Origin of the sequence: Vibrio sp. Isolate34, from assembly GCF_022397915.1 — a bacterium.
Lineage (GTDB): Bacteria > Pseudomonadota > Gammaproteobacteria > Enterobacterales > Vibrionaceae > Vibrio.
Map to the genome: position 1 here is coordinate 1 of NZ_JAKEUO010000016.1, position 16219 is coordinate 16219.

A 16219-nucleotide genomic window follows, 5' to 3' on the forward strand; every position below is an offset into this window, starting at 1 on the left:
GTTCGGGTTGTCATGCCAATGGCATTGCCCGGTAGCTAAGTTCGGAATCGATAACCGCTGAAAGCATCTAAGCGGGAAGCGAGCCCTGAGATGAGTTTTCCCTGACGCTTTAAGCGTCCTAAAGGGTTGTTCAAGACTAGAACGTTGATAGGCAGGGTGTGTAAGTGCTGCGAGGCATTGAGCTAACCTGTACTAATTGCCCGTGAGGCTTAACCATACAACACCCAAGGGGTTTTGTGGACTCAAAGAGAGACCTTGAATGAGTTTGAWGAGAMATAACTTTTAAATCAGTTTTCCGAATTATTAATTGCCGCTAACGCGTCAATTAAACAAAATTTGCTTGGCGACCATRGCATTGTGGACCCACCTGATTCCATGCCGAACTCAGAAGTGAAACACAATAGCGCCGATGGTAGTGTGGGGCTTCCCCATGTGAGAGTAGGACATCGCCAGGCTTTAAATTAAATCTTTAGGTTGACCGACCTGGAGATATGGACGCTCACTTAGTGAGTTGACCACTGCGGAGTGGTAGTTCAGTTGGTTAGAATACCGGCCTGTCACGCCGGGGGTCGCGGGTTCGAGTCCCGTCCACTCCGCCACTNTTGTGGACCCACCTGATTCCATGCCGAACTCAGAAGTGAAACACAATAGCGCCGATGGTAGTGTGGGGCTTCCCCATGTGAGAGTAGGACATCGCCAGGCTTTAAATTAAATCTTTAGGTTGACCGACCTGGAGATATGGACGCTCACTTAGTGAGTTGACCACTGCGGAGTGGTAGTTCAGTTGGTTAGAATACCGGCCTGTCACGCCGGGGGTCGCGGGTTCGAGTCCCGTCCACTCCGCCACTTATACTAAGCCCAAGTCGAAAGACTTGGGCTTTTTTACGTTTGGAGTTTGACAACTAAGTCGCTATCTCGTAGATACAAAAACGCCTAGCGTTTGCTAGGCGTTGATTGAAACTATTCGCTATAGAATCTGTTTAAGTACTCTGTCTGCTTTGACGCGAGTGATCTTGCGAATCAGCTTCTGAACTTCCGTTGGATAGCTGTCTACTTTATCTAATTGCTTATAAGTACAGATAAGCTGAGTGTGTTGAAGAATGTTGTCTACTTCAGCTTGGAACTTATCAGTTAGGTGATGGTAGTGATCTTGGATAAAGATACCGTTCTCTAGATCGAGTTTCCATGCACGAGGGTTTAGGTTATTGCCTGTTAGGAGCATATAACGCTTATCGACCCAGATACCCTTCAGGTGGAAGCTATTAGAATCGTGTTGCCAAAGTCGAATCGATAGATTGCGGCTGGCAATGTTAGCTTCATTGGCTTTAGCGAAACGGCGCAAGTTCAATTCGTAAAGGTATGGCAAGCCACCGATCGTTTTAAACTCTTCTTCTGGTGAGATAAAGAAATCGTTCGCTGTTTTATCGCCGACAACAATACTGACTTTTACACCACGCTTAAGTGCTTTCTTCACTTCTTTAGCTAGGCTAGGTGGGAAGTTGAAGTAAGGTGTACAGATAAAGATTTCATCTTTAGCTTGAGCGACAAGTTGATTGATGCCTTGATTCAGACGGTTACGTCGTTTTCCAATACCAACTAATGGCGTTACGGCTACTTGCTCTGATGAAACATCCTGACCATCGAATTGGTATTGAGATCGTGCTAGTGAAGCTCGGAACTGGCGAATCGCTGGTTTCAATTCTTTGGTTACTGGCTTGTTCTTATCTGCCAAGTCGTAAACGGCGCTGTCTGAGATCATTTGCTCGTGCACGTAGGTAAACATAGAGTCAGCAAGTGCTGCATTGTTTAAAACATGGTAGCGATCAAAGCGATAGCGGTCATGGTAATTCAGGTAAATATTGTTAAGGCTTGCACCGCTGTATATCACACTGTCATCGACGATAAAGCCTTTTAGGTGCAATACGCCAAAGACTTCTTTACCGCGAACAGGGATGCCGTAGACAGGAACAGAGTGCTGATACTTTTCAGCAAACTCTTTATACATTGCCGCGTTGCCTTCAGAGGACTCTGCGCCAATCAATCCACGTTGCGCTCTGTGCCAATCGACACATACACTCACGTCTAGTTCTGGATTCTTTTGCTTTGCTTCATATAAGGCAGTTAGGATTTCACGGCCAGCCTCATCATCTTCAAGGTACAAAGCGACTAAACTAATACGAGTCGTTGCGCGAGATATCTCATCAAGTAAGCGAGTTCGAAACTCTTGCGCTGATAGTAGTACTTCAAACTTGTCAGGATTCTGCGCTATGGTTGGCAACTGTATGAATGGATTCCTACTGGCAATCATATTGACTGTTTTACCTTAAAAATATGCAAAATTGCGAACCTTTAATTTTACCAAAGGGATTGACCCAAATACTAGATAATCGAGGCATTCTCTAACAATTTTGCTGATAATGCATAGGAATGAGATCTTTTCCGCTATTCGAATAGCGCTCGTATAAAACTCTTAAGCCATTGGGTAGCTGTTTTGTAGCGATCTGTACGAACTGATGTCGTGAGTAAAAGCTGGTGAGGTGAGCGTATGCAAAGCAGTAGTCGTTTTCCGTCAGTGTATGCTGAGCACAATAATCCATAAGCTGAGAGCCTAATTGCTTACCACGGTGTTCTTTTGATATAGCCATTCCGGTAAGTAAGCGAGCATTTTCTATCGTCCGAAAACGCACTACACCACAAAGCTCGTTATCCATCAGCAATGAATAGATAAGCTCACTCTTATTGGCTTTCCCCGTTGGATAATGTTCCTTGTAGAAACGTTTTACGAGGGGAACCTTTACTGGGTCTAATTGGGTAATGATGACATTGTTCATTCAGTCACTGCGCCACTGGTTTATCTGCTGTAGAATGGCTGCAGTGTAAGTTAATTGAATATCGTCATGCAATTCCATCTCAATGCTAGTTTAAAAAACGTTCATACTTTTTCCATCGACCAGACATGTGATGCGTTGGTTGAAGTCACGACTATCGAAGAACTGATTACGGTTTATCAAGACCCTAAATGGTCAACTTTGCCTAAGTTAATACTGGGTAAGGGCAGTAATATGCTTTTTACTGAGCACTTTGCAGGCTTGATTATTGTGAACCAGTTAGCCGGTATTACGTTAACCGAGACAGAGAGTCATCACCATCTACATGTTAATGGTGGTGAGGATTGGCCTAGTTTGGTTAAGTGGAGTGTTGATAAAGGGCTTGGCGGTTTAGAAAACCTTGCAATGATACCGGGGTGCTCAGGTTCTGCGCCTATTCAGAATATTGGTGCGTACGGCGTTGAGCTGCAAGACGTCTGTGAATACGTCGATATTCTCTGTCTGGATACTTATACAGTTAAGCGATTAAGCAAAGAAGAGTGTCTCTTTGGTTACCGAGATTCCATTTTTAAACACGCGCTTTATGGCAAAGCGATTGTTGTCGCGATTGGTTTAACACTGCCGAAAGAGTGGAAGCCATGTAACCATTACGGCCCACTTAAAAGTCTGCCAGCAGAAACACTTTCCCCTAGCACGATATTCAATGAAGTATGTGCTATTCGTTCGAGCAAACTGCCAGACCCTTCGAAACAGGGCAATGCTGGAAGCTTTTTCAAAAACCCGGTGATCACCAAAGATCATTTTGATCGCCTGTTAGCTCAGTATCCAAACATCGTTGGTTACGAGAGTAACGATATGATCAAAGTTGCTGCAGGGTGGCTGATTGATCAATGCCAGTTTAAAGGTGTTACTGAAGGCGGCGCTCAAGTTCACCCAAACCAAGCACTGGTTATTATTAATTATGATCAAGCTTCAGCTATCGATATCCTTAAGCTTGCTGACCGAGTTCGTCAATCTGTCCTGAACAAGTTCGATATTCAGCTGGAACACGAAGTCCGCTTTATGGGGAGAGATAGCGAGACAAGCCTAGATAGAGCTTTGGAGGCATTAGCATGAGGGAACACAGTACCAAGCTAGCACTACTAAAATGCCTTTCCGATGGTGAGTTTCATTCCGGAGAAGACCTTGGTGAGATGATAGGCGTATCAAGAGCAGCTATCAGTAAGCACATTAAAGGGATTCAAGAGTGGGGATTGGATATCTATCGAGTGCAAGGCAAGGGCTACAAGTTGGCTAACCAGTTGGAAATGCTTGACCAAGATAAATTGTCAGCTCCGAGCCCTGACGCTTCGATTGAGCTGATCCCAATCATTGGCTCTACTAATCAACACTTGTTAGAGCGCACGAATACTCTTGAGTCTGGTTCGGTTTGTATTGCTGAATATCAAGCTGCTGGCCGCGGGCGTCGTGGAAGAGAGTGGATATCGCCATTTGGTGCTAACCTGTACCTTTCAATGTACTGGAGACTTGACGCTGGTATGGCTGCTGCAATGGGCTTAAGCCTTGTGGTTGGCGTAGCCGTTGTAGAGGCTTTAGAAGAGATGGGCGTTGAAGGCATCAAGCTTAAGTGGCCGAATGATCTATACCACAATGACAAGAAGCTCGCGGGCATCTTGGTCGAGCTCTCTGGACAGTCAGGTGGCGCAGCTCATATTGTGATTGGTTTAGGACTAAATCTATCTATGGACCCAACAACATCAGGTATTGGTCAACCGTGGACTTCACTTAAAGAAGTGTGTGACGGGAAGGTGCCTGATCGCAACCAATTAGCACAGGCTCTGATTAATGCTTGGGACAAGTCTCTTGTGGATTATGAATTGAAAGGGATGTCTAACTTCGTAGAACGTTGGAATCGCTTAGATAATTTCTTAGGTCGCAATGTTAGGTTGATTATTGGACCTAGAGAAATTGAAGGTGTTGTTCAAGGTATCGATGAACAAGGGGCTGTGCTACTCAAAACTGAGAATGGCATCGAGAGTTATATTGGTGGCGAAATATCGCTACGAAAAGGGGATTAAGGCGTTACTATTTTCTGAGTAACACTTCTTCAACCATGTGGTCTGCGCCTTTTCGTAGGATCAGATGTGCTCGTTCTCTTGTCGGAAGGATATTTTGTTCAAGGTTCAAGCCATTGATTGAACTCCAGATACCTTCCGCTTTGTCCAGTGCCGCTTGATTCGATAATTTAGTGTAATGGCTAAAATACGAGCCAGGCTTGGTAAACGCGCCATCGCGAAACTTCATAAAACGATTGATGTACCACTCTTTGATCTGCTGGCTGTCAGCATCAACATAGAGTGAGAAATCAAGGAAGTCTGAAATAAACACACGATGCGGTTCGTGTGGGTAGTTCATGCCACTCTGTAAAACATTCAGCCCTTCAATAATAAGCACATCGGGTAGGTCGACACACTTAACATCATCAGTAATGTTGTAAGTTAGGTGTGAGTATACCGGTGCGGTGACATTTCGTTTGCACGCTTTAACATCCGAGACAAAATTCACTAGACGCTTGATGTCGTAAGACTCAGGGAAGCCTTTCTTACTCATCAACCCTTTCTCTTCCAACACCTCATTTGGATATAAGAAACCGTCAGTTGTCACTAGCTCAACTTTTGGATGGTTTTCCCAACGCGAGAGTAGGGCTTTAAGCAGTCGTGCAGTCGTACTCTTACCAACCGCAACACTACCAGCAATACCGATGATAAAAGGTGGTGCTTTCTCTTTCTTATCTAGGAACTCATGAAGTACCGAGTTTCTGTTTTGTCTGGCTGCTACATAGAGATTCAATAGGCGAGAAAGCGGTAGATAGATCTCCACAGCCTCTTCCATTGTGAGTTTTTCATTGATGCCTTGAAGCTCTTTTAAGTCGCTTTCAGAAAGTGTCATCGGAACTAAATTCCTTAGCTCAGACCAGCGTTCGCGGTCAAATGACATAAATGGGCTCATACAAAACTCTATAGTGGATAACAAAACAAGTGCATGGAAAATACATCAAGCGATAGATAAATAAAATATCTTCCTGTGCTAGATGCGGGTTAAAGATAGAAACCTTGAGCTAAATTGCCGTATGTAGGAGTTTGGTAAGAGAATTTTGCACTTTTTTTCAATTTACTATTGCAAGGTGGAAAATCATTCAATAAAATGCGCCCCACTTGTGCCGACTTAGCTCAGTAGGTAGAGCAACTGACTTGTAATCAGTAGGTCACCAGTTCGATTCCGGTAGTCGGCACCACTTTCTCCCTTACTTTAAGGCAAGCGAGAGAAAGCTCAAAATTTGGAGAGGTTCCCGAGTGGCCAAAGGGAGCAGACTGTAAATCTGTTGGCACTGCCTTCGATGGTTCGAATCCGTCCCTCTCCACCATATTCTAAAGGTTAAATAGCTCAAACAGAGTTACGTGTTGCGTGCATCGTATAATGGCTATTACCTCAGCCTTCCAAGCTGATGATGCGGGTTCGATTCCCGCTGCACGCTCCAACTCATTTTGTGTGCTGATATAGCTCAGTCGGTAGAGCGCACCCTTGGTAAGGGTGAGGTCCCCAGTTCGACTCTGGGTATTAGCACCAGTCTAAAGCTTCTTCTCCTTTAATAAAGAAAACCATTTTTTTGGTTGCGTGGTCTTATTTTAAGCCACCTAATCCGTACCTAGAGGGACACCCCATGTCTAAAGAAAAATTTGAACGTACGAAACCGCACGTAAACGTTGGTACTATCGGCCACGTTGACCACGGTAAAACAACTCTAACTGCTGCTATCTGTACTACACTTGCAAAAGTGTACGGCGGTGTTGCTAAAGATTTCGCATCTATCGATAACGCTCCAGAAGAGCGCGAGCGCGGTATCACAATCGCAACTTCTCACGTTGAGTACGATACTCCAGCACGTCACTACGCACACGTAGACTGTCCAGGACACGCGGATTATGTTAAAAACATGATCACTGGTGCTGCACAAATGGACGGCGGTATCCTAGTTGTTGCTGCGACTGACGGCCCTATGCCTCAAACTCGTGAGCACATCCTACTTGGTCGTCAAGTTGGTATCCCTTACATCATCGTATTCATGAACAAATGTGACATGGTTGATGACGAAGAGCTACTTGAGCTAGTAGAAATGGAAGTTNACTCCAGCACGTCACTACGCACACGTAGACTGTCCAGGACACGCGGATTATGTTAAAAACATGATCACTGGTGCTGCACAAATGGACGGCGGTATCCTAGTTGTTGCTGCGACTGACGGCCCTATGCCTCAAACTCGTGAGCACATCCTACTTGGTCGTCAAGTTGGTATCCCTTACATCATCGTATTCATGAACAAATGTGACATGGTTGATGACGAAGAGCTACTTGAGCTAGTAGAAATGGAAGTTCGTGAACTTCTTTCTGAGTACGACTTCCCAGGTGATGATCTACCAGTTATCCAAGGTTCTGCACTTGGCGCACTAAACGGCGAGAAGCAGTGGGAAGACAAGATCGTTGAGCTTGCAGAAGCACTAGATTCTTACATCCCTGAGCCAGAGCGTGCAGTAGACCAACCGTTCCTACTACCAATTGAAGACGTATTCTCAATTCAAGGTCGTGGTACAGTTGTAACTGGTCGTATCGAGCGCGGTATCCTACGTGTAGGTGACGAAGTAGAAATCGTTGGTATCAAAGAGACTACTCTTACTACTTGTACTGGTGTTGAAATGTTCCGTAAACTGCTTGACGAAGGTCGTGCAGGTGAGAACGTTGGTGCACTTCTACGTGGTACTAAGCGTGATGACGTTGAACGTGGTCAAGTACTTTCTGCGAAAGGTTCTATCAACCCACACACTAAGTTTGAGTCTGAAGTATACGTACTTTCTAAAGACGAAGGCGGCCGTCACACTCCTTTCTTCAAAGGNAGAAATCGTTGGTATCAAAGAGACTACTCTTACTACTTGTACTGGTGTTGAAATGTTCCGTAAACTGCTTGACGAAGGTCGTGCAGGTGAGAACGTTGGTGCACTTCTACGTGGTACTAAGCGTGATGACGTTGAACGTGGTCAAGTACTTTCTGCGAAAGGTTCTATCAACCCACACACTAAGTTTGAGTCTGAAGTATACGTACTTTCTAAAGACGAAGGCGGCCGTCACACTCCTTTCTTCAAAGGCTACCGTCCACAGTTCTACTTCCGTACAACTGACGTAACAGGCGACATCACTCTACCAGAAGGCGTAGAAATGGTAATGCCAGGTGACAACGTTCAAATGACTGTTGAGCTAATCGCTCCAATCGCAATGGACGAAGGTCTACGTTTCGCAATCCGCGAAGGTGGCCGTACAGTTGGTGCTGGTGTTGTAGCTAAAATCTTTGCATAAGATTTGACGAACCACTAGTAAAAAGGGCATCATTTGATGCCCTTTTTCTGCGCTGAAAAAAGAGTTGAGCGATTTGACATCAATTTCGGCTCTTAGCAAAGAATTAAACGGTCTTTTTGACTAAAATGACTGTTAGATGTGTTGTTTTGCAACGCAAAGGAATGTGCCCTGCAACAGCGGGGTTATTGTCGTCTATATTTAAGACTTATCACAGGTTGGTTTTATGAAAGCAAACGCTGAAACTCCTGATAGCTCAAGCGCAGCAGATACAATGAAGTGGATTGTCGCTTTTGTTCTGTTGGCTGCTGCTGTTGTGGGTAATTACCTGTATGGTGAATTGTCTGTTGTAATTCGCGCTGCAGGTGTAGTTGTGCTGATTGCTGCCGCACTAGGCGTTGCAGCAACAACAACTAAAGGTAAAGCTGCGATCGATTTTGCAAAAGAATCTCGTATGGAGATTCGTAAAGTGGTTTGGCCTACTCGCCAAGAAACTATGCAAACTACATTGATCGTTTTAGCTGTATGTATTGTTATGTCTCTAGTGCTTTGGGGAATTGACGGCATTATGGTCCGTCTAGTTTCTCTAGCAACTGGGGTGTAGAGGGTTCTGATTCATGAGTGAAGCTCCAAAAAAACGTTGGTATGTAGTTCAAGCCTTTTCTGGCTTTGAAGGTCGTGTTGCACAGTCGCTACGCGAGCATATTAAAATGCACAACATGGAAGAACTATTTGGCGATGTGCTAGTACCTACTGAAGAAGTAGTGGAAATGCGTGCAGGCCAACGTCGTAAAAGTGAACGTAAATTCTTCCCTGGCTACGTATTAGTTCAAATGATCATGAATGATGAATCATGGCACTTAGTACGCAGCATTCCGCGTGTTATGGGCTTCATTGGTGGTACCTCTGATCGTCCTGCACCAATCACTGATAAAGAAGCTGATGCTATCTTGAACCGTCTAGAGAAAGCGAGCGAGTCTCCACGTCCTAAGACAATGTTCGAAGCGGGTGAAGTGGTTCGTGTTAACGATGGTCCATTTGCTGACTTCAACGGTACTGTTGAAGAAGTAGATTACGAGAAAAGCCGCATTAAGGTATCTGTATCGATCTTTGGTCGTGCAACACCGGTTGAGCTTGAATTTGGTCAGGTTGAAAAACTGGACTAATACTCTTACCTTTTGAGCAAGTTGTGGATAAATAGTTCATAAGCTGTTCAAAATTAAAGAGTATAAAAAACCACCTTTTTAGGGTTGTTAAAGGCGCGAATTATGATTATAATTTCGCGCCTTTTTGCTTCTGCGGAAGTAAAAAAGAGTTAATTGAAATTATGGGGAGCTCGCCTTACGGCTGGCGCATGTACCCAAATATTAGGAAATATCATGGCTAAGAAAGTTGAAGCTTATATCAAACTGCAAGTTGCAGCTGGTATGGCAAACCCAAGTCCACCGGTTGGTCCTGCTCTAGGTCAACACGGCGTGAACATCATGGAATTCTGTAAAGCGTTCAACGCAAAAACAGAATCTGTTGAGAAAGGTCTACCTACTCCAGTAGTTATTACTGTTTACAACGACCGTTCTTTCACGTTCGTAACTAAGACTCCACCTGCTGCTGTTCTTCTTAAGAAAGCTGCTGGCGTTAAGTCTGGTTCTGGTCGTCCAAACACTGAAAAAGTGGGCACAGTAACTGACGCTCAAATCCAAGAAATCGCAGAAACTAAAGCTGCTGATATGACTGGTGCTGACATCGAAGCAATGAAGCGTTCTATTGCTGGTACTGCTCGTTCAATGGGCCTAGTGGTAGAGGGATAAGATCATGGCAAAACTTACTAAGCGTATGCGCGTAATCCGCGACAAAGTTGACTCAACTAAAGAATACGAAATCAACGAAGCTGTTGCTCTTCTTAAAGAACTAGCTACTGCTAAATTCGTTGAGTCTGTAGACGTTGCTGTTAACCTAGGCATCGATGCTCGTAAATCTGACCAAAACGTTCGTGGCGCAACTGTGCTACCTCACGGTACTGGCCGTGACATCCGCGTTGCTGTTTTCACTCAAGGTGCAAACGCAGAAGCTGCTAAAGCTGCTGGCGCAGATATCGTTGGTATGGAAGATCTTGCTGAGCAAGTGAAAAAAGGCGAAATGAACTTCGACGTAGTTGTTGCTTCTCCAGATGCAATGCGTGTTGTTGGTCAACTAGGTACAATCCTAGGTCCACGCGGCCTTATGCCAAACCCTAAAGTGGGTACTGTAACTCCTAACGTTGCTGAAGCGGTTAAGAACGCTAAAGCTGGTCAGGTTCGTTACCGTAACGACAAGAACGGCATCATCCACACTACTATCGGTAAAGCATCTTTCGGAGCTAACCAGCTTCAAGAGAACCTAGAAGCACTTCTAGTTGCTCTTAAGAAAGCTAAGCCTTCTTCAGCTAAGGGTACTTACCTGAAGAAAGTAAGCATCTCTACTACGATGGGTGCTGGTGTTGCTGTTGATCAAGCTAGTCTTGATACTCAAGCAAACTAATTTGCTTAGGCGCAGATTTAGTGTATACTTCTGCGCCTAATATTTGTGGTTGGGTGGTTTTAAAGCAATTTGAAATCATCTATCCCAAGACCGTAGGCGCTGTCGATTTTCATTAGATTATTGATAGCTTAATAAAACCTACGTAGGCGATGTTGTGGTTTGAAGTGGATTTATTCATTTTTAAATAACATCGTAAACGCTCAATACATTTTGTATTGGGTGCTGTAATCACAACCAGAGGTTAATCCAAATGGCTTTAAATCTTCAAGACAAAAAAGCAATTGTTGCTGAAGTCAACGAAGCTGCCAGTGGTGCACTTTCTGCAGTTGTAGCTGATTCTCGTGGCGTTGAAGTTGGCGCAATGACTTCTCTACGTAAACAAGCTCGCGAAGCGGGTGTTTACATGAAAGTTGTTCGTAATACACTAGCACGCCGTGCGGTTCAGGGTACAGACTACGAGTGTCTAGTAGACACTTTCACTGGTCCAACTCTGATCGCGTTCTCTAACGAGCACCCAGGTGCTGCAGCGCGTCTTTTCAAAGACTTCGCTAAAGAGAACAAAGATTTCGAGATCAAAGCTGCTGCATTTGAAGGCGCAGTTACTGATGCTGAAGTACTAGCGACACTACCAACTTACGACGAAGCTATCGCACGCCTAATGATGTGCATGAAAGAAGCTTCTGCTGGCAAGCTGGTTCGTACTATCGCTGCACTACGTGACCAAAAAGAAGAAGCAGCGGCTTAAGCCTTGCTTTTCACTGGTTGCAAATTAAACTTATTGTTGACTTAAAAGAGAATTGTTATGTCTATTACTAACGAGCAAATCCTAGACGCAGTTGCAGAAATGTCTGTAATGCAAGTTGTTGAGCTTATCGAAGCTATGGAAGAGAAATTCGGCGTTTCAGCTGCAGCTGCAGTTGTAGCTGGTGGCGCAGCTGGCGGCGACGCTGCTGCTGAGCAAACCGAATTCGACGTAATCCTAACTGCTGCTGGCGCTAACAAAGTACAAGTTATCAAAGCTGTACGTGGCGCAACTGGCCTAGGTCTTAAAGAAGCTAAAGGTCTTGTAGACTCAGCTCCTGCAGCGCTTAAAGAAGGCGTTGACAAAGCTGAAGCTGAAGCTCTTAAAGCACAGCTAGAAGAAGCTGGCGCTTCTGTTGAAATCAAGTAATTATTACTTAATTTCATAGCCGCAAGGCTAATGGCTGGTGGTTTATTAACCACCGGCCTTTTTGCGCTGTAGGGCTATGACGAAATTTCCGCTGTTTAACCGTCATAATCCGAGCAAAAAAACAGTCATTTTTTCGAAATGATTGTTCACTACCACTAAACAGCTGTTTGTCACCACCCCCTCTGAAGAGTGTTTTGGGTGGTTTGGGTCACTTATCAGCGAGCTGAGGAACCCCATGGTTTACTCTTATACCGAGAAAAAGCGCATCCGTAAGGATTTTGGTACTCGTCCACAAGTTTTGGACATTCCATACCTGTTATCGATCCAGCTTGATTCTTTCGACAAATTCATCGAACAGGATCCAGAAGGTCAATACGGTCTTGAAGCTGCTTTCCGTTCTGTATTTCCAATTCAGAGCTACAACGGCAATTCTGAGCTGCAATACGTTAGCTACCGTCTTGGTGAGCCAGTTTTTGACGTTAAAGAATGTCAAATCCGCGGTGTTACTTACTCAAAGCCACTACGCGTAAAACTACGTCTAGTTATCTTTGATCGAGATGCACCAGCAGGTACTGTAAAAGACATTAAAGAACAAGAAGTCTACATGGGCGAAATTCCGCTTATGACAGACAATGGTACTTTCGTAATTAATGGTACCGAGAGGGTTATCGTATCCCAGCTGCACCGAAGCCCAGGCGTGTTCTTCGACAGTGATAAGGGTAAGACCCACTCATCAGGTAAAGTTCTTTATAACGCACGTGTAATTCCTTACCGTGGCTCATGGTTAGACTTTGAGTTCGATCCTAAGGATAACTTATTCGTACGTATCGACCGTCGTCGTAAGCTACCAGCATCGATTATTCTTCGTGCACTTGGTAAATCGACTGAAGAGATCCTTGATCTGTTCTTCGACAAAGTGAACTTCGAAGTGAAAGACCAAACTCTTCTTATGGAGTTGGTTCCTGATCGTCTACGTGGTGAAACTGCGTCATTCGACATCGAAGCAAACGGCAAAACTTACGTTGAGACTGGTCGTCGTGTTACTGCTCGCCATATCCGTCAACTTGAAAAAGATGGCGTTGAGCACATCGAAGTACCAGTAGAGTACATCGTTGGTAAAGTTGCATCTAAAGATTACATCAATGAAGCAACTGGCGAGATCATCGTTGGCGCGAACCAAGAGATTAGCCTAGAAGCACTTGCTAACCTGTCTCAAGCAGGCCACAAGGCTCTACAAACTCTGTTCACGAATGACCTAGATCACGGTCCATTCATGTCAGACACTCTACGTGCAGATAGCACAGTAGATCGCATCTCAGCATTGGTAGAAATCTACCGCATGATGCGTCCTGGCGAGCCACCAACGAAAGAAGCTGCAGAATCTCTATTCGAAAGCCTATTCTTCTCTGAAGAACGTTACGACCTATCAACTGTAGGCCGTATGAAGTTCAACAGCTCTATCGAGCGTGAAGAAGAAGAAGAGCGCGGTACTCTGGATGAATCAGACATCATCGAAGTGATGAAGAAACTGATTGGTATCCGTAACGGTATTGGTGAAGTGGACGATATCGACCACCTTGGCAACCGTCGTATCCGTTCTGTAGGTGAAATGGCAGAAAACCAATTCCGTGTTGGTCTAGTTCGTGTAGAACGTGCCGTTAAAGAGCGTCTAAGCCTTGGTGACCTTGATGCAATCATGCCTCAAGATCTTATCAACGCTAAGCCGATCTCTGCTGCAGTTAAAGAATTCTTTGGCTCTTCACAGCTTTCACAGTTCATGGACCAAAACAACCCATTGTCAGAAGTTACGCACAAGCGTCGTATCTCTGCTTTAGGTCCTGGTGGTCTTACTCGTGAGCGCGCAGGCTTCGAAGTACGTGACGTTCACGTAACTCACTACGGTCGTCTATGTCCGATCGAAACGCCTGAAGGTCCAAACATCGGTCTAATTAACTCGCTATCTGCGTTTGCACGTTGTAACGATTACGGTTTCCTAGAAACTCCGTACCGTCGTGTAGTAGATGGTGTAGTAACAGAAGAAGTTGATTACCTGTCTGCAATCCAGGAAGGTCAATTCGTAATCGCGCAGGCAAACACCGTTCTTACAGAAGAAGGTACGTTTGCAGATGAGCTAATCACAGCTCGTCAAAAAGGTGAATCTGGTCTTCACCCTCGTGATCACGTTGACTACATGGACGTTGCGACAAACCAAGTAGTATCTATCGCTGCTTCGCTTATCCCGTTCCTAGAACACGATGATGCGAACCGTGCATTGATGGGTGCGAACATGCAACGTCAAGCTGTACCAACACTTAAGGCTGATAAGCCTCTAGTAGGTACTGGTATTGAACGTAACATCGCAGTTGACTCTGGTGTTACAGCTGTTGCTAAACGTGGTGGTCAAGTTCAGTCTGTAGACGCTTCTCGTATCGTAGTTAAGGTTAACGAAGATGAGTTGGTACCTGGCGAAGCTGGTATCGATATCTACAACCTAACTAAGTACACGCGTTCGAACCAAAACACATGTATCAACCAACGTCCAACTGTACTTCCTGGCGAACCAGTTGCACGCGGCGACGTTCTTGCTGACGGTCCTTCAACAGACCTTGGTGAACTAGCTCTTGGCCAAAACATGCGTATCGCGTTCATGCCTTGGAATGGTTACAACTTCGAAGACTCGATCTTAGTATCTGAGCGCGTAGTTCAAGAAGACCGTTTCACGACTATCCACATTCAAGAACTATCTTGTGTGGCTCGTGATACTAAGCTGGGCTCTGAAGAGATCACAGCTGATATTCCAAACGTAGGTGAGTCTGCTCTGTCTAAACTAGACGAGTCAGGTATCGTTTACATTGGTGCTGAAGTTAAGGGTGGCGACATCCTAGTTGGTAAAGTAACACCTAAAGGTGAAACTCAACTGACTCCTGAAGAGAAGCTACTACGTGCTATCTTCGGTGAGAAAGCATCTGATGTTAAAGATACTTCTCTACGTGTACCAAACTCTGTTTCGGGTACTATCATCGATGTACAAGTCTTCACTCGCGATGGCGTAGAGAAAGACAAGCGTGCACTTGAAATCGAACAGATGCAGCTTAAAGAAGCTAAGAAAGACCTAACGGAAGAGTTCCAAATTCTTGAGGGTGGCCTTCTTAACCGTGTTAAAGCTGTACTTCTGTCTGGTGGTTACTCTGAAGCTAAGCTTGATACTATCGGTCGTAAGCAATGGCTAGAGCAAGTTCTAGAAGACGATGCGCTACAAACACAGCTTGAGCAACTTGCTGAGCAGTGGGATGAGCTAAAAGCAGACTTCGATAAGAAGTTTGAAACTAAGCGTCGTAAAATCACTCAAGGTGATGATCTAGCGCCTGGCGTTCTTAAGATTGTTAAAGTTTACCTAGCGGTTAAACGTCGTATCCAGCCTGGTGATAAGATGGCCGGTCGTCACGGTAACAAAGGTGTAATCTCTAAGATTAACCCTGTTGAAGACATGCCATACGATGAGAAAGGTCAACCTGTAGACATCGTACTTAACCCGCTGGGTGTACCATCGCGTATGAACATCGGTCAGATCCTAGAAGTTCACTTAGGTTTGGCTGCGAAAGGTATCGGTGACAAGATCAACCAAATGGTTAAGGAACAACAAGAACTGCATAAGTTCCGTGAGTTCCTACAGAAGGTTTATGATCTTGGTGATACTCGTCAGAAAGTTGATATTGCTGAACTGTCTGATGATCAAGTTCGTACACTGATCAAGAACCTACGTGGCGGTCTACCGATTGCTACTCCTGTGTTCGACGGTGCTTCTGAGACATTAATCAAAGAACTACTTAAACTGGGTGATCTGCCAGAATCTGGTCAGCTTAAACTGTTTGATGGTCGTACTGGTGATTCGTTTGAGCGTCCTGTAACTGTAGGTTACATGTACATGCTGAAACTGAACCACTTGGTTGATGACAAGATGCACGCTCGTTCTACTGGTTCTTACAGCCTAGTAACTCAGCAACCACTTGGTGGTAAAGCTCAGTTCGGTGGTCAGCGTTTCGGTGAGATGGAAGTATGGGCACTAGAAGCATACGGTGCTGCATATACTCTACAAGAAATGCTAACAGTTAAGTCGGATGACGTTAACGGCCGTACTAAGATGTATAAGAACATCGTAGATGGTAACCATAGCATGGAACCTGGTATGCCTGAGTCGTTCAACGTACTGTTGAAAGAGATTCGCTCGCTAGGTATCAACATCGAGCTAGAAGACGAAGAGTAATCCCTCCTCTTTTTAAAAGAAGATAGGATTATTTGG

General features: G+C 44.8%; 13 protein-coding genes, 5 tRNA genes, 3 rRNA genes and 2 pseudogenes. 20 read left to right on the forward strand and 3 right to left on the reverse strand.

Annotated features, from left to right (window positions below; translation table 11 throughout):
* From L1D22_RS16465 to L1D22_RS16480, 4 genes are all read left to right on the forward strand, one after another.
* A 23S ribosomal RNA gene (locus L1D22_RS16465) occupies window positions 1-217 on the forward strand; the annotation flags it as partial.
* 122 nt (window positions 218-339) lie between these two features.
* Window positions 340-455: ribosomal RNA gene (gene rrf, locus L1D22_RS16470) — 5S ribosomal RNA — on the forward strand.
* Window positions 456-588: 133 nt separating this feature from the next.
* Window positions 589-702: ribosomal RNA gene (gene rrf, locus L1D22_RS16475) — 5S ribosomal RNA — on the forward strand.
* A 67-nt stretch (window positions 703-769) separates the two neighbouring features.
* Window positions 770-846 (forward strand) — tRNA-Asp (locus L1D22_RS16480).
* Between the two features lie 121 nt (window positions 847-967).
* Here the strand turns inward: L1D22_RS16480 and pssA are convergent.
* Together pssA and L1D22_RS16490 are read right to left on the reverse strand one after the other, a co-directional pair.
* Window positions 968-2308 (reverse strand): CDP-diacylglycerol--serine O-phosphatidyltransferase, encoded by a 1341-nt coding sequence (pssA, locus tag L1D22_RS16485; protein ID WP_239830579.1) that lies wholly within the window; start codon window positions 2306-2308, stop codon window positions 968-970.
* Window positions 2309-2399: 91 nt separating this feature from the next.
* Entirely contained in the window at window positions 2400-2831 is a 432-nt protein-coding gene (locus L1D22_RS16490) for a GNAT family N-acetyltransferase (protein WP_239830580.1), read from the reverse strand.
* Window positions 2832-2897: 66 nt separating this feature from the next.
* On the opposite strand from L1D22_RS16490, the gene murB reads away from it, so the two are divergent.
* A complete protein-coding gene (gene murB, locus L1D22_RS16495; protein WP_239830581.1) occupies window positions 2898-3944 on the forward strand; it encodes a UDP-N-acetylmuramate dehydrogenase in 1047 nt (348 codons plus the stop codon).
* Window positions 3941-4906 carry a bifunctional biotin--[acetyl-CoA-carboxylase] ligase/biotin operon repressor BirA gene (gene birA, locus L1D22_RS16500; RefSeq protein WP_239830582.1) on the forward strand — a complete coding sequence of 322 codons (966 nt, stop codon included), beginning with the start codon at window positions 3941-3943 and terminating at the stop codon, window positions 4904-4906. The genes murB and birA overlap by 4 nt, the downstream gene beginning before the upstream one ends.
* A gap of 7 nt (window positions 4907-4913) precedes the next feature.
* Here the strand turns inward: birA and coaA are convergent, their stop codons facing one another.
* Window positions 4914-5837 (reverse strand): type I pantothenate kinase, encoded by a 924-nt coding sequence (gene coaA / locus L1D22_RS16505; protein ID WP_048657856.1) that lies wholly within the window; start codon window positions 5835-5837, stop codon window positions 4914-4916.
* Window positions 5838-6047: 210 nt separating this feature from the next.
* Between coaA and L1D22_RS16510 the strand changes: the two genes are divergently transcribed.
* The 14 genes and pseudogenes from L1D22_RS16510 to rpoB all read left to right on the forward strand — a co-directional run bounded on the left by L1D22_RS16510 (window position 6048) and on the right by rpoB (window position 16183).
* Window positions 6048-6123: transfer RNA gene (locus tag L1D22_RS16510), tRNA-Thr, on the forward strand.
* A 44-nt stretch (window positions 6124-6167) separates the two neighbouring features.
* A tRNA-Tyr gene (locus L1D22_RS16515) sits at window positions 6168-6252 on the forward strand.
* Window positions 6253-6291: 39 nt separating this feature from the next.
* A tRNA-Gly gene (locus L1D22_RS16520) sits at window positions 6292-6366 on the forward strand.
* Window positions 6367-6379: 13 nt separating this feature from the next.
* Window positions 6380-6455 (forward strand) — tRNA-Thr (locus L1D22_RS16525).
* Window positions 6456-6549: 94 nt separating this feature from the next.
* Window positions 6550-7011: pseudogene (locus L1D22_RS16530) on the forward strand (GTP-binding protein); the annotation flags it as partial.
* A 1-nt stretch (window position 7012) separates the two neighbouring features.
* A pseudogene (locus L1D22_RS16535) lies at window positions 7013-7828 on the forward strand (elongation factor Tu); the annotation flags it as partial.
* A gap of 1 nt (window position 7829) precedes the next feature.
* The gene (locus tag L1D22_RS16540) at window positions 7830-8234 is read left to right on the forward strand and encodes an elongation factor Tu (protein ID WP_165901742.1); all 405 of its coding nucleotides are present in this window, start codon (window positions 7830-7832) and stop codon (window positions 8232-8234) included.
* 223 nt (window positions 8235-8457) lie between these two features.
* Window positions 8458-8835 carry a preprotein translocase subunit SecE gene (secE, locus tag L1D22_RS16545; RefSeq protein ID WP_017631512.1) on the forward strand — a complete coding sequence of 126 codons (378 nt, stop codon included), beginning with the start codon at window positions 8458-8460 and terminating at the stop codon, window positions 8833-8835.
* Between the two features lie 13 nt (window positions 8836-8848).
* Window positions 8849-9397, forward strand: coding sequence for a transcription termination/antitermination protein NusG (gene nusG, locus L1D22_RS16550; protein ID WP_010435556.1), 549 nt, complete (start codon window positions 8849-8851; stop codon window positions 9395-9397).
* Between the two features lie 213 nt (window positions 9398-9610).
* A complete protein-coding gene (rplK, locus tag L1D22_RS16555) occupies window positions 9611-10039 on the forward strand; it encodes a 50S ribosomal protein L11 (protein ID WP_026084318.1) in 429 nt (142 codons plus the stop codon).
* Window positions 10040-10043: 4 nt separating this feature from the next.
* Entirely contained in the window at window positions 10044-10748 is a 705-nt protein-coding gene (gene rplA, locus L1D22_RS16560; RefSeq protein WP_239830583.1) for a 50S ribosomal protein L1, read from the forward strand.
* A gap of 250 nt (window positions 10749-10998) precedes the next feature.
* Window positions 10999-11493, forward strand: a complete 495-nt coding sequence (gene rplJ, locus L1D22_RS16565; protein ID WP_017060524.1) for a 50S ribosomal protein L10 — start codon at window positions 10999-11001, stop codon at window positions 11491-11493.
* A 57-nt stretch (window positions 11494-11550) separates the two neighbouring features.
* Window positions 11551-11919 carry a 50S ribosomal protein L7/L12 gene (gene rplL, locus L1D22_RS16570; protein WP_017060525.1) on the forward strand — a complete coding sequence of 123 codons (369 nt, stop codon included), beginning with the start codon at window positions 11551-11553 and terminating at the stop codon, window positions 11917-11919.
* 235 nt (window positions 11920-12154) lie between these two features.
* Window positions 12155-16183 carry a DNA-directed RNA polymerase subunit beta gene (rpoB, locus tag L1D22_RS16575; RefSeq protein ID WP_017631517.1) on the forward strand — a complete coding sequence of 1343 codons (4029 nt, stop codon included), beginning with the start codon at window positions 12155-12157 and terminating at the stop codon, window positions 16181-16183.
* Window positions 16184-16219 lie beyond the last annotated feature (36 nt).